This is a genomic window from Citrobacter sp. Cb031 (assembly GCF_030336725.1).
Taxonomy (GTDB): domain Bacteria; phylum Pseudomonadota; class Gammaproteobacteria; order Enterobacterales; family Enterobacteriaceae; genus Citrobacter; species Citrobacter braakii.
Genome location: NZ_JAOWDA010000033.1, coordinates 253298 through 273759, shown reverse-complemented (window position 1 = coordinate 273759; position 20462 = coordinate 253298). Strand labels below are relative to the sequence as shown.

General features: G+C 45.8%; 15 protein-coding genes. 11 read left to right on the top strand and 4 right to left on the bottom strand.

The genetic code is table 11. The features are described from left to right. Positions 1–50 precede the first annotated feature (50 nt). Positions 51–1481, bottom strand: a complete 1431-nt coding sequence (locus OGV93_RS14935) for an alanine/glycine:cation symporter family protein (protein WP_137379948.1) — start codon at positions 1479–1481, stop codon at positions 51–53. 274 nt (positions 1482–1755) lie between these two features. On the opposite strand from OGV93_RS14935, the gene tal reads away from it, so the two are divergent. The 3 genes from tal (at position 1756) to OGV93_RS14920 (ending at position 4839) form a co-directional block, all read left to right on the top strand. Then, a complete protein-coding gene (gene tal, locus OGV93_RS14930; protein WP_016151631.1) occupies positions 1756–2709 on the top strand; it encodes a transaldolase in 954 nt (317 codons plus the stop codon). A 110-nt stretch (positions 2710–2819) separates the two neighbouring features. Continuing rightward, a complete protein-coding gene (gene mog, locus OGV93_RS14925; RefSeq protein WP_047414486.1) occupies positions 2820–3407 on the top strand; it encodes a molybdopterin adenylyltransferase in 588 nt (195 codons plus the stop codon). A 124-nt stretch (positions 3408–3531) separates the two neighbouring features. Then, on the top strand, positions 3532–4839 hold the full coding sequence (locus OGV93_RS14920) for an MFS transporter (RefSeq protein WP_047500141.1): 1308 nt from the start codon (positions 3532–3534) through the stop codon (positions 4837–4839). A gap of 34 nt (positions 4840–4873) precedes the next feature. Here OGV93_RS14920 and satP read toward each other — a convergent pair whose 3' ends face one another. After that, positions 4874–5440 carry an acetate uptake transporter gene (satP, locus tag OGV93_RS14915; RefSeq protein WP_047358362.1) on the bottom strand — a complete coding sequence of 189 codons (567 nt, stop codon included), beginning with the start codon at positions 5438–5440 and terminating at the stop codon, positions 4874–4876. Between the two features lie 611 nt (positions 5441–6051). Between satP and dnaK the strand changes: the two genes are divergently transcribed. The 5 genes from dnaK to OGV93_RS14890 all read left to right on the top strand — a co-directional run bounded on the left by dnaK (position 6052) and on the right by OGV93_RS14890 (position 13266). Further along, on the top strand, positions 6052–7974 hold the full coding sequence (gene dnaK, locus OGV93_RS14910) for a molecular chaperone DnaK (protein ID WP_016151634.1): 1923 nt from the start codon (positions 6052–6054) through the stop codon (positions 7972–7974). Positions 7975–8059: 85 nt separating this feature from the next. Further along, entirely contained in the window at positions 8060–9193 is a 1134-nt protein-coding gene (gene dnaJ, locus OGV93_RS14905) for a molecular chaperone DnaJ (protein WP_008786151.1), read from the top strand. A gap of 190 nt (positions 9194–9383) precedes the next feature. Next, entirely contained in the window at positions 9384–10337 is a 954-nt protein-coding gene (locus OGV93_RS14900) for a LysR family transcriptional regulator (RefSeq protein ID WP_065554595.1), read from the top strand. Continuing rightward, complete coding sequence (locus tag OGV93_RS14895) at positions 10328–10651, top strand: phage holin family protein (protein ID WP_046275510.1); 324 nt, start codon at positions 10328–10330, stop codon at positions 10649–10651. The genes OGV93_RS14900 and OGV93_RS14895 overlap by 10 nt, the downstream gene beginning before the upstream one ends. 902 nt (positions 10652–11553) lie before the next feature. After that, positions 11554–13266: an aryl-sulfate sulfotransferase gene (locus OGV93_RS14890; RefSeq protein WP_287109649.1), complete on the top strand. Its 1713-nt coding sequence runs from the start codon at positions 11554–11556 to the stop codon at positions 13264–13266. Between the two features lie 64 nt (positions 13267–13330). Here OGV93_RS14890 and OGV93_RS14885 read toward each other — a convergent pair whose 3' ends face one another. Together OGV93_RS14885 and OGV93_RS14880 are read right to left on the bottom strand one after the other, a co-directional pair. Then, complete coding sequence (locus OGV93_RS14885; protein WP_103928890.1) at positions 13331–14902, bottom strand: bifunctional metallophosphatase/5'-nucleotidase; 1572 nt, start codon at positions 14900–14902, stop codon at positions 13331–13333. Positions 14903–15012: 110 nt separating this feature from the next. Beyond that, positions 15013–15771 carry an outer membrane protein OmpK gene (locus OGV93_RS14880; protein ID WP_047414475.1) on the bottom strand — a complete coding sequence of 253 codons (759 nt, stop codon included), beginning with the start codon at positions 15769–15771 and terminating at the stop codon, positions 15013–15015. Between the two features lie 573 nt (positions 15772–16344). On the opposite strand from OGV93_RS14880, the gene OGV93_RS14875 reads away from it, so the two are divergent. The 3 genes from OGV93_RS14875 (at position 16345) to OGV93_RS14865 (ending at position 20411) form a co-directional block, all read left to right on the top strand. Then, positions 16345–17838 carry a sulfatase family protein gene (locus OGV93_RS14875; RefSeq protein ID WP_080859392.1) on the top strand — a complete coding sequence of 498 codons (1494 nt, stop codon included), beginning with the start codon at positions 16345–16347 and terminating at the stop codon, positions 17836–17838. 98 nt (positions 17839–17936) lie between these two features. Further along, complete coding sequence (locus OGV93_RS14870; RefSeq protein ID WP_181626537.1) at positions 17937–19136, top strand: anaerobic sulfatase maturase; 1200 nt, start codon at positions 17937–17939, stop codon at positions 19134–19136. Positions 19137–19160: 24 nt separating this feature from the next. Beyond that, positions 19161–20411 (top strand): IS1/IS1595 family N-terminal zinc-binding domain-containing protein, encoded by a 1251-nt coding sequence (locus tag OGV93_RS14865; RefSeq protein ID WP_103928891.1) that lies wholly within the window; start codon positions 19161–19163, stop codon positions 20409–20411. Positions 20412–20462: the final 51 nt, after the last annotated feature.

Sequence of the window (20462 nt, the reverse complement as noted above, 5' to 3'; positions counted from 1 at the left end):
GACTTTAGCAAAAAAAACGACAGAATTGATCGATGGTTGCGATTGCCGCGCTATCCGCGCGGCGGCTCATCCCAGCTTTCGGGCGCAAGTTGTTGTCTGATATCAGGATAACGGCGCGGATCGAATTCTGGGCGCACCCCGAGTTTGCGTTGGCGTAGATAGTCGCAGGCGATAGTCTGCACAACCGGTGAAAGCAGCAGAATCGCCGTCAGGTTAGTGATGGCCATACACGCCATAATGATGTCCGCCAACTGCCAGATCAGCGGAACGCTGACTAACGTTCCGCCGATAACGGTGCTAACGGTGGCGATCCGTAATAGCCAGATGACGCGGATATTGTCCAGCTTCAGGAAAACGAGGTTGTTTTCCGCATAGATATAGTTGGCCACGATAGAGCTAAAGGCAAACAGAATCACAATTAACGCCACGAATCCGGCACCCCATTCTCCCGTCACTGAAACCATCGCTTTCTGGAGTAACTGGATGCCTTCCATCGGTACATAGCTGGCGTCATTACCAGCCAACAGAACAATCATCGCGCTGGCCGTACAGAGAATCAGCGTATCAACTAATACTCCGATCATTTGCACAATGCCTTGTGCCGCAGGATGCGGAGGCCAGGATGCTGCTGACGCGGCCGCGTTCGGAGTTGATCCCATTCCGGCCTCATTAGAAAACATACCGCGTTGAAAGCCGCTGGCAATGGCCTGGCTTAGTGTATACCCGGCGGCACCGGCTGCGGCTTCCTGCCAGCCAAAGGCACTTTTTATAATGGTCATGATAATGCCGGGGAGCTGCCCGAAATGCCAAAGACAGATGACGATGCTGCAACCGACCCACAACAGCGCCATCATCGGAACGAACCATTGCATCAGGCGGGCAACGCCTTTAATGCCGCCAATGATTGCCAATAATGACACTATTGCCAGTGCGATACCGGTAAAGAGGGGAGGGATATCAAAAGCAAAGGTCAGCGCATGAGAGACCGAATTTGCCTGAACGCTGTTAAAAATCAGACCATAAGCAATGAGTAAAAAGATGGCAAAAAGAACGCCCATCCAGCGCATGCCCAGCCCACGCTCCATATACCACGCAGGACCGCCGCGAAACTGTCCCTTGCTGTCGCGCTCTTTATACAATTGGGCAAGAGAGCTCTCGGCAAATGACGTCGCCATACCAATGATCGCCGAGACCCACATCCAGAACACGGCTCCCGCGCCGCCAGCGGCAATCGCCAACGCCACGCCCGCCAGATTTCCGCTACCGATACGTGCGGCAAGACTGGTGCATAAAGCCTGAAAGGAAGTTAAACCGCCCGGCTGCGGGCTGATGCTGTTTTTAAGACTTTTGCCAAACTGGCGAATATAGCGAAACTGAATAAACCCTGTACGCCAGGTGAACCAACATCCTGCGCCAAGCAGGAGGTAGATCATCACCGATCCCCAGAGTATTTCATTAATAAATGAGAAAAAATCAGGCATTAACATCCCTCTTGTTGATGCCGGTAAGCGCGAATATTCCCATGTAAGCGCTACCAATAATCGACCAGTATATACCTTATAGGGTGATTGATTGCGGGAGTTTATCATAACAATCGTTATATCCCTTAATTGCGCATCACAGGCTTGGCGATGCGTAATCAGGGCTGAGCGGCTGGTCGGACAATCCAGGCGGTTGCGCTGAGAGTGCGTCGTGCTATCATCAGGGAAGATCGGTTACATCCCCCTAACAAGCTGTTTAAAGAGAATCGCTATCATGACGGACAAATTGACCTCCCTTCGTCAGTTCACCACAGTAGTGGCCGACACCGGAGACATCGCGGCAATGAAGCTGTATCAGCCTCAGGATGCCACAACTAACCCTTCTCTCATTCTTAACGCAGCGCAGATCCCGGAATACCGCAAGCTGATTGATGACGCTGTAGCCTGGGCTAAGCAGCAGAGCAACGACCGTGCGCAGCAGGTCGTCGACGCGACCGACAAGCTGGCAGTAAATATCGGTCTGGAGATCCTGAAACTGGTCCCAGGTCGTATCTCCACTGAAGTTGACGCTCGTCTGTCCTACGACACCGACGCGTCCATCGCTAAAGCAAAACGCCTGATCAAAATGTACAACGATGCTGGCATCAGCAACGATCGCATCCTGATTAAACTGGCTTCAACCTGGCAGGGCATCCGTGCCGCTGAGCAGCTGGAAAAAGAAGGCATCAACTGTAACCTGACTCTGCTGTTCTCCTTCGCGCAGGCACGTGCATGTGCAGAAGCTGGCGTATATCTGATTTCTCCGTTCGTTGGCCGTATTCTTGACTGGTACAAAGCCAATACCGACAAGAAAGAGTATGCACCGGCAGAAGATCCGGGTGTGGTTTCCGTAACGGAAATTTACGAGTATTACAAACAGCACGGTTACGAAACCGTAGTTATGGGTGCGAGCTTCCGTAACATCGGCGAAATCATTGAGCTGGCAGGCTGCGATCGTCTGACGATTGCTCCGGCACTGCTGAAAGAACTGGCGGAAAGCGAAGGTGCTATCGAACGTAAACTGTCTTTCTCCGGCGAAGTGAAAGCGCGCCCTGCACGCATCACCGAAGCTGAGTTCCTGTGGCAGCATAACCAGGATCCGATGGCTGTAGACAAACTGGCGGACGGTATCCGTAAGTTTGCTGTAGACCAGGGTAAACTGGAAAAAATGATCGGCGATCTGCTGTAATCGTTAGTGCGTGGCCCTGATATGGGTCACGCTACCTCTTCTGAAACCTGTCTGTCCTTCCCTTCGCAGTGTATCATTCTGTTTAACGAGACTGTTTAAACGGAATAATCATGAATACTTTACGCATTGGCCTGGTTTCCATTTCTGACCGTGCTTCCAGCGGCGTTTACCAGGATAAAGGTATCCCGGCCCTTGAAGAGTGGCTGGCGTCTGCCCTTACCACCCCTTTTGAGCTGCAAACGCGGTTGATCCCGGATGAACAGGCGATCATCGAACAGACCTTATGCGAGCTGGTAGACGAAATGAGTTGTCATCTGGTGCTGACTACCGGCGGAACGGGTCCGGCCCGTCGTGACGTAACGCCTGATGCAACGCTTGCCGTAGCCGACCGTCAGATGCCGGGCTTTGGTGAGCAGATGCGCCAGATAAGCCTGCACTTTGTGCCAACGGCGATTCTTTCCCGTCAGGTTGGCGTGATTCGCAAGCAGGCGTTGATCCTGAATCTGCCTGGGCAGCCAAAATCGATCAAAGAGACGCTGGAAGGCGTGAAAGATGCCGACGGTAAGGTTATCGTGCCGGGTATTTTTGCAAGTGTACCGTATTGTATACAGCTATTGGATGGGCCGTATGTGGAAACCGCACCGACTGTTGTAGCATCTTTTCGTCCTAAAAGCGCAATACGCGAAACAAATACCTGAAAGTAGCCCGATCGTGGCATAAGTACCAATGACAGTGGAGTATTGAATTGTTTACGATATAGTAATTTTTGCTTTACATATATCAACGAACAGATTCAATTACTTCACTGACTCATGGTTTGCTATGTCACAACACACTCGACCGCTGAATCGCCAGGATTATAAAACCCTTACGCTTGCTGCCCTTGGTGGTGCGCTTGAGTTTTATGATTTCATTATCTTTGTCTTCTTTGCCGCTGTTGTTGGCGAGCTCTTCTTCCCCGCAGACATCCCTGAATGGCTACGTCAGGTGCAAACCTTCGGCATTTTTGCCGCCGGCTATCTGGCGCGTCCGCTGGGGGGCATCATCATGGCGCACTTTGGCGATCTGGTCGGGCGCAAGAAAATGTTCACCCTGAGCATTTTGCTGATGGCGATACCGACGCTGGCGATTGGTCTGTTGCCTACTTACGCCTCAATGGGGATCCTCGCGCCGCTGCTGTTACTGCTGATGCGTATTTTGCAAGGCGCTGCCATCGGCGGAGAAGTTCCGGGCGCGTGGGTGTTCGTGGCGGAGCATGTACCGGAGCGTCGCATCGGCATTGCCTGCGGAACGCTGACTGCCGGCCTGACGGTGGGAATTCTGCTGGGGTCAGTGGTTGCGACGCTGGTGAACACCAGCCTGACGCAGCAGGCGGTGCATGATTACGGCTGGCGTATTCCTTTCCTGCTGGGGGGCGTGTTTGGGCTGGTGGCGATGTACCTGCGTCGCTGGCTGCAGGAGACGCCCATATTTCTCGAAATGCAGCAACGTAAAGCGTTGGCGCAAGAGCTACCGGTGAAGTCAGTGGTGAGCAAACATAAAAAAGCGGTGGTTATTTCAATGCTGCTGACCTGGCTGCTTTCCGCCGGGATTGTGGTGGTGATCCTGATGTCACCAGTCTGGTTGCAGAAGCAGTATGGCTTTGCGCCGGCGCTAACGTTGCAAGCCAACAGTGTCGCTACCATTATGCTGTGCGTCGGTTGTCTGCTGGCCGGGTTTATTGTCGATCGGGTCGGCGCCAGCAAAACCTTTATTGTCGGCAGCCTGATGCTGGCCTGTTCAAGCTGGTTTTTCTATCACCTGACCGGCAGCCATCCCCAGCATTTGTTCCTGTTATACGGGCTGGTGGGGTTATGCGTTGGCGTGGTGGGGGCTGTGCCTTATGTGATGGTGCGCGCGTTTCCGGCGGAAGTCCGCTTTACCGGAATATCCTTTTCTTACAACGTGTCGTACGCCATTTTTGGTGGTCTGACGCCAATCGCCGTCACGATGTTAATGAGCGTGTCGCCGATGGCTCCGGCCTGGTATGTGCTGGCGTTATCGCTGGTAGGGCTAGGTTTGGGGATTTGGCTGCGACAGGATCTTTATCATCGCGATTCGAGCGTACAGGCAGAGTTACAGCGCTTGTAAGGAATATCCCCCCGTCAGGGGGGATAGCGTCAGATTAGTGCGCTTCACCAATTGGCAGGATGGTACGGCCAAACTGTTCGTTCAGCACTTCACCCATCGCCAGGTAAATGGCGCTTGCGCCACACACTAAGCCTACCCAGCCAGCAACGTGAATGATCGCTTCGTTACCCGCAATGTTGCCCACGGCCAGCAGGGCGAACAGCACTGTCAGGCTCAGGAACACGAACTGCAGCATGCGCGCCGCTTTCAGCGTACCGAAGAACATGAACAGAGTGAACACGCCCCACAGACCGAGGTAAGCGCCCAGGAACTGACTATTGGTTGCATCCGCCAGGCCCATTTTCGGCATCAGCAGGATCGCAACCAGCGTCAGCCAGAACGAACCGTAGGAGGTAAAGGCGGTTAAACCGAAGGTGTTGCCTTTTTTATATTCCAGCAGTCCGGCAAAAATTTGCGCGATACCGCCGTAGAAAATGCCCATCGCCAGAATAATAACGTCCAGAGCGAAGAAACCCGCGTTGTGCAGGTTAAGCAGAATGGTGGTCATGCCAAAGCCCATCAGGCCCAGCGGTGCCGGATTAGCCAACTTAGTGTTGCCCATAATTCCTCAAAATCATCATTGATTGAATGGTGAAATAGTTTCCCCGAATAACGATCGCTGTCTTCGGGGCGCGGCATGATAATCAGGGGAGAGGGCACTGTCTATGATCTAACGAAGGGTAAATGAATTATTTTCCCTGTGATGGGCATCACGCTAGCCAGTTACGGCGGTGCTGCTCAGCAGAAGGCCCATAAGCAGGCTGGCGGAAAGGGTTAACACGGATTTCATGGAGTTTCTCTTTGACGGCTGCAAAAGTGTGTGACTTCAGACCATATTACCGTCGTCATAAAAACGATTCATGCTCGTAATCTTTTCTTTTTATTGCAATTTTCATGTGAATGGCTTTCCTGATTTAATTGGTTGTATGAATTAATTCTGGTTGGCGACTATTCATTTTTATCTCTTTTTGCCTTTTTTCTGCGAATTTATTGCCACAAGGCTAAAAAAATTTTTCATGCCCCCCTTGATGACGTGGGTTACGACCCCATCTTGTAGACAACCGCAGTGGTGAGTCTGAAAAAAAACGATTCAGGGTAGTTGAAACCGCACGTTTCGCCCTTATTACAGATTCACAACCACATGATGACCGAATTTTTAGTGGAGACGTTTAGATGGGTAAAATTATTGGTATCGACCTGGGTACTACCAACTCTTGTGTAGCGATTATGGATGGCACTACTGCACGTGTGCTGGAGAACGCCGAGGGCGATCGCACCACGCCTTCTATCATTGCTTATACCCAGGATGGTGAAACTCTGGTTGGTCAGCCGGCTAAACGTCAGGCAGTGACAAACCCGCAAAACACCCTGTTTGCGATTAAACGCCTGATTGGCCGCCGCTTCCAGGACGAAGAAGTGCAGCGTGATGAAGCCATCATGCCGTACAAAATCATCGGTGCTGACAACGGTGATGCATGGATTGACGTAAAAGGTCAGAAAATGGCACCGCCGCAGATTTCTGCTGAAGTGCTGAAAAAAATGAAGAAAACGGCTGAAGATTACTTGGGTGAACCGGTAACTGAAGCAGTTATCACCGTACCTGCATATTTTAACGATGCTCAGCGTCAGGCAACCAAAGACGCCGGCCGTATCGCAGGTCTGGAAGTAAAACGTATCATCAACGAACCAACCGCAGCTGCACTGGCTTACGGTCTGGATAAAGAAGTCGGCAACCGTACTATCGCGGTTTATGACCTGGGTGGTGGTACTTTCGATATCTCTATTATCGAAATCGACGAAGTTGACGGTGAAAAAACCTTCGAAGTTCTGGCAACCAACGGTGATACCCACCTGGGTGGTGAAGACTTCGATAGCCGTATGATCAACTACCTGGTTGACGAATTTAAGAAAGATCAGGGTATCGACCTGCGTAACGACCCGCTGGCGATGCAGCGTCTGAAAGAAGCCGCTGAGAAAGCGAAGATCGAACTGTCTTCCGCTCAGCAGACCGACGTGAACCTGCCGTATATCACTGCAGACGCGACTGGTCCGAAACACATGAACATCAAGGTGACCCGTGCGAAACTGGAAAGCCTGGTTGAAGACCTGGTTAACCGTTCTATCGAGCCGCTGAAAGTTGCTCTGCAGGATGCTGGTCTGTCTGTTTCCGACGTTCAGGACGTTATCCTGGTCGGTGGTCAGACTCGTATGCCGATGGTACAGAAGAAAGTTGCTGAGTTCTTCGGTAAAGAGCCGCGTAAAGACGTTAACCCGGACGAAGCTGTGGCAATCGGTGCTGCCGTTCAGGGTGGTGTATTGACCGGTGATGTGAAAGACGTGCTGCTGCTGGACGTTACCCCGCTGTCTCTGGGTATCGAAACCATGGGTGGCGTGATGACTGCACTGATCGCGAAAAACACCACTATCCCGACCAAGCACAGCCAGGTGTTCTCTACCGCTGAAGACAACCAGTCTGCGGTAACCATCCACGTGCTGCAGGGTGAACGTAAACGTGCGGCTGATAACAAAGATCTGGGTCAATTTAACCTGGATGGCATCAGCCCGGCTCCGCGCGGTATGCCGCAGATCGAAGTTACTTTTGACATCGATGCCGACGGTATCCTGCACGTTTCCGCGAAAGACAAAAATAGCGGTAAAGAGCAGAAGATTACCATCAAGGCTTCTTCTGGTCTGAACGAAGAAGAAATTCAGAAAATGGTTCGTGAAGCAGAAGCGAACGCAGAATCTGACCGTAAGTTTGAAGAGCTGGTTCAGACCCGTAACCAGGGTGACCATCTGCTGCACAGCACTCGCAAGCAGGTTGAAGAAGCAGGCGACAAACTGCCGGCTGATGACAAAACTGCCATCGAGTCTGCACTGACCGCGCTGGAAACTTCTCTGAAAGGCGAAGACAAAGCGGATATCGAAGCGAAAATGCAGGCGCTGGCACAGGTTTCCCAGAAACTGATGGAAATCGCTCAGCAGCAGCACGCACAGCAGCAGGCTGGCGCAGCAGGTGCTGATGCTTCTGCAAACAACGCGAAAGATGACGACGTTGTCGACGCTGAGTTTGAAGAAGTGAAAGACAAAAAATAATCGCCCTTTGAACGGGTAATTACTGGCACGGGCGAAGAGGTTTCCTCTCCGCCCGTGCACGCATGTTAGGGGCAGATAAAAAGAGATGGCTAAGCAAGACTATTACGAGATTTTAGGCGTTTCCAAATCAGCGGAAGAGCGTGAAATCAAAAAGGCCTACAAGCGCCTGGCCATGAAATATCACCCGGACCGCAACCAGGGTGATAAAGAGGCCGAAGCCAAGTTTAAAGAGATCAAAGAAGCGTACGAGATCCTCACCGATGCGCAAAAACGTGCGGCTTATGATCAGTACGGCCATGCAGCGTTTGAGCAAGGCGGTATGGGCGGCGGCGGCGGTTTTGGCGGCGGGGCCGACTTCAGCGATATCTTTGGTGACGTGTTTGGCGATATCTTTGGCGGCGGTCGCGGTCGTCAGCGCGCCTCACGTGGTGCTGATTTACGTTACAACATGGATCTCACTCTGGAAGAAGCCGTGCGTGGCGTCACCAAAGAGATCCGTATTCCGACTCTGGAAGAGTGTGATGTTTGCCACGGCAGCGGTGCGAAGGCGGGCACGCAACCCCAGACCTGTCCAACCTGTCACGGTTCTGGTCAGGTGCAGATGCGTCAGGGCTTTTTTGCCGTACAGCAGACCTGTCCACACTGTCAGGGCCGCGGTACGTTGATTAAAGACCCGTGCAACAAATGCCATGGTCATGGTCGCGTTGAGAAGAGCAAAACGCTGTCTGTTAAGATCCCGGCAGGGGTTGATACTGGCGACCGTATTCGTTTAGCGGGTGAAGGTGAAGCCGGTGAACATGGCGCGCCAGCAGGCGATTTGTACGTTCAGGTGCAGGTAAAACAGCACCCAATTTTCGAACGTGAAGGCAATAACCTGTACTGCGAAGTGCCGATTAACTTTGCGATGGCAGCGCTGGGCGGCGAGATTGAAGTGCCGACGCTGGATGGTCGCGTGAAGTTAAAAATCCCGGGCGAAACGCAAACCGGCAAGCTGTTCCGCATGCGTGGTAAAGGCGTTAAGTCAGTACGCGGCGGCGCACAGGGCGATCTGCTGTGCCGTGTGGTGGTTGAAACCCCGGTAGGCCTCAACGACAAGCAGAAGCAGTTGCTGAAAGATCTGCAGGACAGCTTTGGCGGCCCGACCGGCGAGCAAAACAGTCCGCGCTCTAAAAGCTTCTTCGACGGTGTGAAGAAATTTTTTGACGATTTGACGCGCTAATTTACAGCTGTCTTATTAATTAAAAGGCCTTGGATTGAAGAATCCTGGGCTTTTTATTTTTGTATCGAATACAAAAATAATGAGTTAGATATCAAGAATAAATCTTCAGGAAAAATGATGAGAAATGATTTTTTAAAATAAAGATTTTCTTCTATTTTTTGCTCAGTTAATAGAAGAAAAGGTGAGTGAAATGCTTGTGCGCGAAAATGATTTTGACTTCAATTTAATTAAGATATTTAATGCCGTTGTGGAATCCGGAAACGCTTCTCGAGCTTCCGAGAGATTATCCATAACACCAGCTGCTGTTTCTCAGGCGTTAAGTCGATTACAGAATATTTATTCATTTAAGCTCTTTGAACGAACCCGAAAAGGGTTGACGCCTACGAAAAAAGGATTGGAACTCCATAAGGCCTATAGCCATGTTGTGAATGTAATCAACGCTACATATTCACTTTCAAAGATTAACTACGATCCTCCAGCAATAACTTTATTAGGGAGTGATATTGTAGAGAATTATTATCTCCATCATTTTATTAGGAATGATGAATTAATTGAAAAGTATGAAATAAATCATTATGCAGTAAATAAAAATAGCGAAGATACTTTGGCTGAAATGTTACTTTCTGGAGTGGGTGATATTTTAATTAATCTTTCACCACCAAAAAACTTTGATATTGAAGTCCATCTTATTGACGTTTTTAGGCAATATGTTTGTATTTGTGGCAACGACAATCCACTATCAATCTTAGAGCAAATCTCACTACACCATTTTTATACTTTTTCACATGCGGTATATCAATCTGATATGTTCTCTCCGGAAGTAATGGTTTATACCAATAGCGTTGATCATAGAACAGAACGTAAAATAGGTTATCGCAGCGATTCTATGTTAGGGGTAGTCAATATAGTAGAAACAACAAATATGATCTGCATTGTACCTCTTGAGTTGGCTTCATTTTTTAAATATACCAGAGGGTATAATATTAAAATATTATCACTGCCTGATGAAATATTTTTTAAAACAATCCCTGTTTATGCATCTTTATATAAAAAAAGCAAATATTATGTTGTGCTTAGAGAGTGGATAGTGATACTGCAATCTAAATATTCATCTATAAATGATCGGGATAATTTATGTCAGTGATAATAAGTTCAGAACCTGCCTTAAAATATATTATAGAGCTAGAGACTATTCTTGCGATTATTATCGTGAGTGCTTGGGGGGGAGTCGTTAGCTATCTCATGAGAGAAGCCCGGGGACGAAAGAAAAAAAATATAGCAGGATGTTTAAAACAAGTCATTATTTCATGTTTTACAGGTTTTTTACTCTCTGGCATTGCTCTTGATAAAGGTGCTGGTATAAATATGATACTCATATTGTCAGGGCTGGGAGGGGTTTTTGCTGGGCCCGTACTGAAAATGTTGAAAGATAAACTGGCACAGGTTTTTGCTAAGTGAGCTGTATTGCCCGTCCATGGGCATTACCATACTTAAAGCAAGTAAAATCTTAGTGTGATATATAGAATTATTGTAATAAATAAAATCATTGCATAATAATACAGAAACGGTTTCTGCAGGAAATGATGTTTGCTATTTAAGCATTTTATTTCTATGTTTTCATTAATCTGTACTCCTTGACGTGGAATTGTAATGAACAAATTGTCAATGCCAAAAATTCTCAGGTCTTTTCTGACCAGATAGAGTAGTTGAGTCAGATTAGCATCACTTATAAATGTACTCCTGTCCTCCCATAATGCTTCCGCAATATGATTTTTCCTTATCACCAGTTCTTGCGCATGAGTTAGGATGAAATTTAAACATTTAGAACGCATATGAGTAAGTTTTATAGTTCGCTTCCCATCTTTACTTTTTAATTCATGGCTGGCGTTATCATACATACAACTATTTTTAATAATGTAAATGGTCATTTATATACCATGGTTAGTTTAATGTGTTCAGAAATATTAAATACAAATTTTCTGTTATTCAATACATATGCATACCTGTTGCATGTAAAAACGATACGTGTCACATAAGTTATGATATTTTTAGTTTGTATTAATTTTAAATTAAATAGGAGTTATTTATTTAATTGGCCATTAGGGGGGTAGGGAGGCATTATTGAGTTTTTTGACATAGGCTGAATGGCAATTTATAGACTTTTATTTGGGGATATATGGCATAGCATATTAATAGATGGTTTTATAGTCACATAAATTTTTTGTTTCTTCATAAAGATGTTTTTTTAGATTATTTTATTACTAGTTATTTGTACGAATACTACGGTTCTGTTTATCTTACCAGCTATCGGGATTATATAGCCGATTGGAAATGAAAACTTTTTGTGAAAGGATAGAGATATGCAAATTAATAAATTACAAATTAGTCAACCAGAACCTCGTATGCCAGTTAACCAGAAAATTGATGTTGATAACGCAACGGTGCTTTCGCATAATGCAATCTATCAAACACTCCTCTCTGCAGTGATGGAAACTAATGATTATGATAATGCCATAGTTACGTTAGATCCTTATAGTACGGCACCTTTAAGCCTGTATCTGGGTATTTGGGGGAAATTGAATGAAGATATCAAAATTAATGTGCAGGATAGCAAGGGGATAACGGTAGCTGTATCCTGGACCTACAGCATGCAGACCGGTGCAAACCTGATTCCAGTTTCGGGTCTGGTTGCCGGGGAGGATAACGTCGTTACCTTAATCTCAGGTGCGCAGATTGTTGGGCAATACACGGTAACCCCATCAGCATTGCCGCCATCGGATTCTGCTGATATCAGTCTTGGCTTCCCTGTCATCACTGTGACAAAGTCAGTTGACGATTCCTCATTAGTTGCAGATGGCCTTTATTTTTCAACATATTTTGATCGCTATAATCTTGCCTTTGATCAAAATGGCCTCGTTCGTTGGTATGTCTCTCAGGCAATTCCTTCTTATAACTTTGTCCGAACAGACAGCGGGCATTTCCTGGCTACGTCACAAGGAATTAATCACTGCCTGGATATGTACGAATTTGACGTAATGGGCAGAGTATATGCAGTCTATCTCCTTGATAATGAGTTTCATCACTCCATTCTGCCATTAGAGAACAATCTGACTATTGCCCCCTCGGAATATACTAATGGACGTCCAGATGATTACTCAACAGGTAAAGATGGTGTTTCCATTATCGATCTCACTTCAGGGCTTGAGGTTGCTTATTATGACATGTTAAAAGTGATGGACTATTCTCGTTCGCCACGTCCATCAGGAAGTGCACCGGGTCAATCGGCTACGATGGATGACTGGCTGCATATCAACCAGAGCTATATTAATACAACCAATAATGTGCTGGTTTCATCAGGGCGTCACCAAAGTGCCATCTTCGGTGTTGATGTCGACTCGGGCCAACTGCGTTTTATTATGGCTGATCATGAAGACTGGGCCTCCGACTTTGAGGAATACTTGCTGACACCTGTCGATGAGTCAGGTAATCCGCTGTTTGATTTTTCTACTCAAGATGGAATTGATTTAGCGAACAGTAATTTCTGGACATGGGGGCAGCATAATATCGTAGAGATTCCAAATGCTGAGATCGGTATTCTGGAGTTTTTAGTTTTTGACAATGGAAATTATCGTTCTCGAGACGATGCAAGGAGCTTGTTGCCAAAGGATAACTTTAGCCGGGTAGTTCAGTTTAGAATAGATCTAAACACGATGACGGTAACACGCTCGTATGAATATGGGAAAGATGAGGTTGGTAGCAGGGGCTACAGCAGCTTCGTAAGTGCCAAGCATTTATTGAGCAATGGTAATCTGGTCATCCATTTTGGTGCAAGCACCATGGATGAAAATGGTCGTCCTCTATCTGCCCAACCGGGATACAGTGATATTGTGGATCCGCAAGATGGAAGTCAGGCGCTGGGGATGTTGGTATTACAAGAGATCAATAAGCAGACGAAACAGCTTCTTTTTGAGGCGACGGTAACGTCAGGTTATTATAAAAATGCTGAAGTAAATGGTGATGATTATCGTTATGATATTTCTGCTTTCAGAGTTTATAAACTGCCATTATTTTGATAAGTAAAAATGAATGCGGCCATGATTGTGGCCGCATTATGTATTAAATGATCTTACTAAAAAATCATTTGCTAATATCGTCAACACGCATTGTGTGATCAGGAACAATGTTCTTCACATGTTCCATGTAATCGATTATTGCCTGAGCGGTTTGTAATCCCTTAATGTATTTAACATTTTTACTATTGGTGAAACTAAATCCACCACCGCCTTTCCCGATAAAAGAATCCAGAGCAATAGTATAAAATTGACTGTCTTCTACCGGTTTTCCTTTAATATTAAACGAAACAATACGCTGCCCCAACGGTTTTGTGCTGTCGTATTTAAACTGTACCGTTTTTGACGCGTGTAGCGTCCCATTTTTCAAATCTGCGGCATGAGACATAATTGACCTGAGATCTTTACCGCTGATCTCCACACTCATTACATCATTAGTGAATGGATACATGCTCAATACATCACCATATGTAATGTTGCCTTTGGGTAATTCGGAACGAATACCGCCAGCATTATAGAATGAGGCATCGGCGTAAGGTACCTTATACATCAAAGCATCAGTAATTAAATTACCTGTAGTAGCAGATTCACCATAAGAACGGGTCAAAATCTCAGGTGAGTAGGCGACGACTCTGTCGGTAATTTTCTTAACTTTATTGTTCCACTCATCGATTTTTGCCTGTGTTTGCGGATCAGGCTTATAGGTATCTGCGTACATCGTGATTAGCTTACCATTGTAGCTATCCACTTTTTTGGTTTCAGGGTTCCAGTCGAGGACTAACTTGCCTAACTCAATCGTGTAGGCATTAGTTGAAACCACCAACGTATCGCCGACTTTAATGGGTTCTGGAGTACCTTTATGGGCATGGCCGGTGATCAGTACGTTCAACCCGTAGCCTTCAAGCGTTTTAGCCATTTCAACGTCAGCTTTCAGCGCACGGGCAACGTCTTCATCACCACCGCTGGATTGACGACCCGGTACACCTTCATGCGCGAGCAGTACTGTCAGGTCAACTTTCCCTTTCAATTCTTCCAGTTGTTTCTTCACATACGGTACGGGATCCTGGCAGTCAACACCTTCACGGACGCCTGCGGCAATTGCTTCATAAAATGCCGAAACGCCGTGCATCCCAATAACACCAATTTTCAAACCATTTTTTTCGACGATGGTATAAGGTGTTTTAATTAATGGTTTATCACTATTGCTGTAAAACACGTTGTTGAGCAGTACCGGAAATTTAAGTTTACTCAGTTGTGTGACTAGATTTTCATGTCCATGGTCAAACTCATGATTTCCTACCGAAACGGCATCATAGGGCATGGTATTCAAAATATCGATAATTGCTTCACCTTTGGTTAAGGTGCTGATATAAGGGCCAGTAAAATAGTCACCTGCATCAAAGAAAAAAACATCTTTATCTTTTTCTTTGGCATCCTTAACTATTTTAGAGATAGGAGCAAATCCTCCTACCTCACGTGTCTTCGACACAGAAGGAATAATCCCTGGTGTAACGTGAGCATGCAAATCATTTGTGTAGTAAATGGTAATGTCTCTGGCATCTGCAGTAAAGGTTATAGCAGATGATAAACCAATACATAAAGACAAGAGGGACAGCGAGAATTTATTCTTCACATTCATATTCATATTCCATTTATTCGATATATTGACAATTACACCTCACCGCATCTGATATATCGGATGCAGAGTTTCAAACTGGGTTATTTCTTTTTTATTTATTTTGATAGTAATCAGAACTCGAAGCCAATCATATAATTCATACGGTCACCATAATCTTTATAACCTAATTTATTATTAAAGTAACGATAGGATACCGATGCAGTCCAGCTAGGTATAAATTTCCATGTGAAAGTCACTGCGCCATTCAGACCAGTATGTCCACCTTGTTGCTCTGCATAGGCATCATTACGATCCATTTCAATTTCATTCCAGTTGGAAACAGCAAATTTTTCGTTAAACATTTCAAAATTATATGCCGCAACCCAACCAAGTACATATCCGTTAAGGCCAGTAGCCTGACCGTATTTTTTTGACGTATAGTCGTTGGATAAATTGTGTATAGCCACATAGGGTTTAATGAACCATGATTTTTCTACCAGACCAAGGTAGCCGACCCCATACATCATATTCAATTCATCACCAAACGTGTTCTCCATCGACATATAGAGTTTGGTCATCAACGTAAAATCAGAACCTTCTATCGGACGATAATGTCCGAGAAACTGAGTAACGTGGTTCCGTCCTTCGACTGGATGGTTGAGAACGTTCATTTCGTAAAATGAAGCAAATTCACCTCTGTCGAAAACGGCGCCAAAATCAGCCACCGCTTTCCACACTTCACCACGATCGACGTTTACGAAACCTTTATTCCAGTCACCATACCCGAGACTAATTTTCCCATATACGCGTTTTAGTTCAGCTGAATGACCATTAAAACAGGCTAAGATAAGGCATGCACCAAGTAGACTATTAATGTATTTTTTGTTCATGCTCAGCTCCGTGAGGTAAAGAAAATAATAAAGTGTAATGCTTTTGAAAAAAAGGAAGTCTATTGGTTGATGTTTTGTTTGTGAGTGATAGGTGTCGCAAAAATACCAGTGTTCGAATATTAATTTGAGAAAGTGTCGGGAGGTGTTGTTTTTTTTATGCTAACTTTATGTTTTTTTGAATATAAGGCGTGTTACCGGAGTAACGCGAATATTTTTTATCGATGCTTTTGATATTCTTTTTGTATGACTTATTCGCTATTAGCAACTTAGTGCCGAGAAAACAACATATGCTGACATTAACGAGATATAGAGAGGGTGAGGGAGGTGTTTGGGATCTTCGTCACTTGTTATTGTGCAGTTTTTTAATAGAATTTTCTGGTAAGTTTATATAAATAAAAATGATACTTTAATTATTAATATAGCGCCTGCGAATGTATTTGTTTCTTTATTTTTTTTCAATCACTCTTTATTGCATGCTGATGTAATAGTGAGTGCCAGAAATCAACCGAAAATATTAAGCCTTTTGGCAAGTTTATTGCGTAATTGGTGATGTGATAATTCAAAGGAGTTGAAATGAAAAGAACTGTTGTTGCCAGTATGATCGGACTGGCCTTATGTGCCGGAAGCGTATCGTCAACCGCGCAGGCTGCTACGGATAAACGTCCTAACTTAGTCATCATTCTTGCTGACGATTTAGGCTATGGCGATCTCGCGACTTATGGCCATCAAATCGTCAAAACCCCTAATATCGACAAGCTGGCGCAGGAAGGGGTGAAATTTACCGACTACTATGCACCTGCGCCGCTGTGTTCTCCTTCTCGTGCTGGTTTATTAACGGGGCGTATGCCGTTTCGTACCGGGATACGCTCATGGATCCCTGAAGGGAAAGACGTCGCATTAGGACGCAATGAATTGACGATTGCCAATCTGCTGAAAGAGCAGGGCTACGACACGGCGATAATGGGCAAATTACACCTGAATGCCGGAGGAGATCGCACCGATCAGCCGCAAGCGAACGATATGGGATTCGATTACACCCTGGTGAATGCTGCCGGGTTCGTAACGGACTCAACTTTAGATACCGCAACAGAGCGCCCGCGTCATGGCATGGTACATCCAACCGGTTTTGTGCGTAATGGCAAGCCGATTGGTAGAGCAGAGACCTTCAGTGGAGAATTAGTAAGCTCTGAAGTTGTGAACTGGTTGGACAATAAGAAAGATGATAAGCCGTTTTTCTTATACGTCGCCTTCACAGAAGTTCATAGCCCACTGGCATCGCCGAAAAAGTATCTCGATATGTATTCACAAAACATGAGCGACTACCAGAAACAGCATCCGGATCTGTTCTACGGAGATTGGGCTGATAAACCGTGGCGCGGCACGGGAGAATATTACGCCAATATCAGCTATATGGATGCCCAGGTCGGTAAAGTAATGGACAAGATTAAGGCAATGGGTGAAGAAGATAACACCATTGTCATTTTTACCAGCGATAACGGACCGGTCACACGCGAGGCTCGTAAAGTGTATGAACTGAACCTGGCGGGCGAAACGGATGGGCTTCGCGGTCGTAAAGACAATTTGTGGGAAGGCGGCATCCGTGTTCCGGCAATCATCAAGTATGGTAAACATATTCCGCAGGGGATGGTAACGGATACGCCGGTTTATGGTCTCGACTGGATGCCGACGCTGGCAAATATGATGGATTTTAAACTGCCAACAGATCGTACCTACGATGGGCAGTCTCTGGTGCCATTACTGGAACAGAAAACGTTAGCGCGTCAGAAGCCACTCATTTTTGGTATTGATATGCCATTCCAGGATGATCCAACGGATGAGTGGGCTATTCGCGATGGTGACTGGAAAATGATCATCAATCGCGAAAATAAACCTAAATACCTCTACAACCTGAAAAAAGATCGTTTTGAAACCCTTAATCAGATTGGCAAGCAGCCTGATATCGAAAAACAGCTGTACGGTAAGTTCCTGAAGTACAAAAAGGATATTGATAACGATTCCTTAATGAAAGCCCGAGGTGAAAAACCGACGCCAGTAACCTGGGGTTAATCGGATAACAACAAAAAAATAGAGTATGCCACTTAGGGCTATGCCCGCCTGGCTCAGTATTTTTATGCTGAGCCGGGTTCTTTTATTTATGGACCTCCGTGATGCAAAGGAAAAGTTGTCAGGTAATGGTTAAGCCGACAGGATCAGTATGCAATCTGGACTGCAAATACTGTTTTTACCTGGAAAAAGAGAAGCTCTATCCAGACAGAAAAGCAAATTTCAAAATGTCAGATGAAATGCTTGAATTATTCATCAAGCAACACATTGCCGCACAGGATGTGGATGACGTCATTTTTGCATGGCAAGGTGGAGAACCGACTCTGATGGGGCGCGCGTTTTATCAGCGGGCGATTGAACTTCAGCAGCGTTACGCTGAGGGCAGAACCATAGTAAATACCTTTCAGACTAATGGCGTTTTGATCGACGAAGAATGGGCTGAGTTTTTCAAGAAGAATGATTTTCTGGTGGGGATTTCTGTTGACGGTGACGCTGCGCTACATGATGAATGGCGTGTTACTCGTTCGGGTAAACCAACACATGAGAAAGTGGAGCAGGCCATTAAACGCCTGGTACGTCACGGCGTTGAGTTTAATACGCTGACGGTGGTTAACCACACTAATATGTCTCATCCACTGCAGGTTTACCAATATCTGAAAAGCATTGGTAGCCAGTATATGCAGTTTATTCCATTAGTGGAGAGGCGTAGTGACAGCAGCGATGCCGAGTTGGCTGCACCCTGTGATAAACAAACGAAAATGATGCCGTGGTCCGTTGACTCACTTGAATTCGGCCATTTTCTCAATGCTATTTTTGATATCTGGATCCGTGAGGATATTGGTAATATTGGCATACAGATATTTGAGCAGACGCTGGCTGCCTGGTGCGGATTACCTCCGCATGTGTGCGTGTTTTCTCCAACGTGCGGCAGTGCATTCGCAATGGAAATGAATGGTGATGTTTATAACTGCGATCACTTTGTCTATCCGCAGTACAAACTAGGGAATATTCAGCATACAACGGTGCGTGCGATGAACAATAGTGAGCAAAATCGGCAATTCGGCAATGATAAAAGCCGTACCATGGCGCAAGAATGTTACTCCTGTCAGTGGCGGTTTGCTTGCAATGGGGGATGTCCTAAACACCGATTTCTCCCCTCAGTCTCAGGAGTATCGAATCAGAACTTTTTATGTGCTGGTTATCAGTTGTTTTTTTCCCATACTGCACTAGCGATGGGGGCGATGAAAACGCTCTATGAAAATAATATTTCGCCAGCAGAGATAAAAACAATATTTGTGTGATAGTAATATTCGCAGGGAGTGAATATGTTTTCTCGAATCAATGTTGATGCCTGTAAAACACCTACTTGTAAAAATATGGGTATATTAAATAGTCCGGATTATTTAACCCAAGGGAAGGAGATTCTGTGTAGAGAATGTGGATTTTTGTTCCCCATCATTTCTGAGTACTCGCTCAATCTCTTCCGTCAGTCGGCAAACCAGGCCTGGAAGGGATTGATTAAAGCTTGTCCTGGCTGCGGTAGTTCATCACTGAAAAAATATGGATTTTCCGCTCAAAGAGAGGCGCGACTTTACTGCCTTGAGTGCCACAAAACGTTTGTTTCCCCGGGAGAACATAAGGCAGATATCCGTCAGGAAAACCTTGCCAGACTTATCCAGGAAGGCGCTTCGTTGTCTGATATTAGAGCGACACTTTCATTAGACAGCACGGGTCTAAACCGTGCGCTACAAAAATTATCCCGCAAGGTAAATGAGGCTGAACGAGAGTTCGTTTTTCCTGCGTTTGATCTGGCGATGAGTACGTGCGCTTTTCGGGTTAAATTTAATGGCGGCGACAACAGTTTGTATGTTCTGGTTACGGCAGAAGAGAGCAGTGGCAGGGTTATCGCTGTGACAACTAATTATTCCACGCAGCCTGTCGAAAACGAATATCAGTACATTTCTGAATACGAGGAACGTCTGCCGCCTGGGACGTTAGCGCATCTTGTCCAACGCAAAGAACTCATGACGATGCGGCGAAATACCCTATTTGATATCGACTATGGTCCCGCCACGCTTTACAAAAACGATCCCGGGATGTTGGTAAAACCAGTTCTTCCCGCGTACCGGCATTTTGAGCTGGTCAAAGAGCTTACGGATGAGCACTCCCTCAATGTTCAGCACGACATCGATCATGAGTGTTTTATATTAGGAGGATGTATGATGGCTAATCTGCAATCTGTGCGGCAAGGTCGTTGTCATATATCATTTGTAAGAGAAATGGGGGTTTCACCTCCGGATAAAGACTTTCCTTATCGAGTGTTCTTTAGTGGCGGAATACGCAATAATGTCTGGCGAGCCTTCTCAACACGCGGTTACTCTAAAGCCGTATGTAACCTCACAGGAAATAAAAAAACGAGTATGCTACGCTACGCTACCTTAACGGGCAGCACTAAATTTATTCAGTTTTTGCATACGCATCCGTTTTTCTTTCAGCTTAGTCGCCTGTCTCCTGCCAATGTTACGGTTGTACTGAATTATTTAAAATTTGAATATAATAAAAATATAATGCGATAACGGAATGTTTTTATTGATATTAATTGATGTTTTTTGATTGCCTAATTGATA

Bases quoted from the DNA above. Each gene is read 5' to 3' on its own strand.
- dnaJ (WP_008786151.1), top strand. From the start codon at position 8,060: ATGGCTAAGCAAGACTATTACGAGATTTTAGGCGTTTCCAAATCAGCG.
- satP (WP_047358362.1), bottom strand. From the start codon at position 5,440: ATGGGCAACACTAAGTTGGCTAATCCGGCACCGCTGGGCCTGATGGGC.
- OGV93_RS14935 (WP_137379948.1), bottom strand. From the start codon at position 1,481: ATGCCTGATTTTTTCTCATTTATTAATGAAATACTCTGGGGATCGGTG.
- OGV93_RS14920 (WP_047500141.1), top strand. From the start codon at position 3,532: ATGTCACAACACACTCGACCGCTGAATCGCCAGGATTATAAAACCCTT.
- OGV93_RS14900 (WP_065554595.1), top strand. From the start codon at position 9,384: ATGCTTGTGCGCGAAAATGATTTTGACTTCAATTTAATTAAGATATTT.
- OGV93_RS14885 (WP_103928890.1), bottom strand. From the start codon at position 14,902: ATGAATGTGAAGAATAAATTCTCGCTGTCCCTCTTGTCTTTATGTATT.
- mog (WP_047414486.1), top strand. From the start codon at position 2,820: ATGAATACTTTACGCATTGGCCTGGTTTCCATTTCTGACCGTGCTTCC.
- OGV93_RS14890 (WP_287109649.1), top strand. From the start codon at position 11,554: ATGCAAATTAATAAATTACAAATTAGTCAACCAGAACCTCGTATGCCA.
- dnaK (WP_016151634.1), top strand. From the start codon at position 6,052: ATGGGTAAAATTATTGGTATCGACCTGGGTACTACCAACTCTTGTGTA.
- OGV93_RS14895 (WP_046275510.1), top strand. From the start codon at position 10,328: ATGTCAGTGATAATAAGTTCAGAACCTGCCTTAAAATATATTATAGAG.
- OGV93_RS14880 (WP_047414475.1), bottom strand. From the start codon at position 15,771: ATGAACAAAAAATACATTAATAGTCTACTTGGTGCATGCCTTATCTTA.
- OGV93_RS14875 (WP_080859392.1), top strand. From the start codon at position 16,345: ATGAAAAGAACTGTTGTTGCCAGTATGATCGGACTGGCCTTATGTGCC.
- OGV93_RS14865 (WP_103928891.1), top strand. From the start codon at position 19,161: ATGTTTTCTCGAATCAATGTTGATGCCTGTAAAACACCTACTTGTAAA.
- tal (WP_016151631.1), top strand. From the start codon at position 1,756: ATGACGGACAAATTGACCTCCCTTCGTCAGTTCACCACAGTAGTGGCC.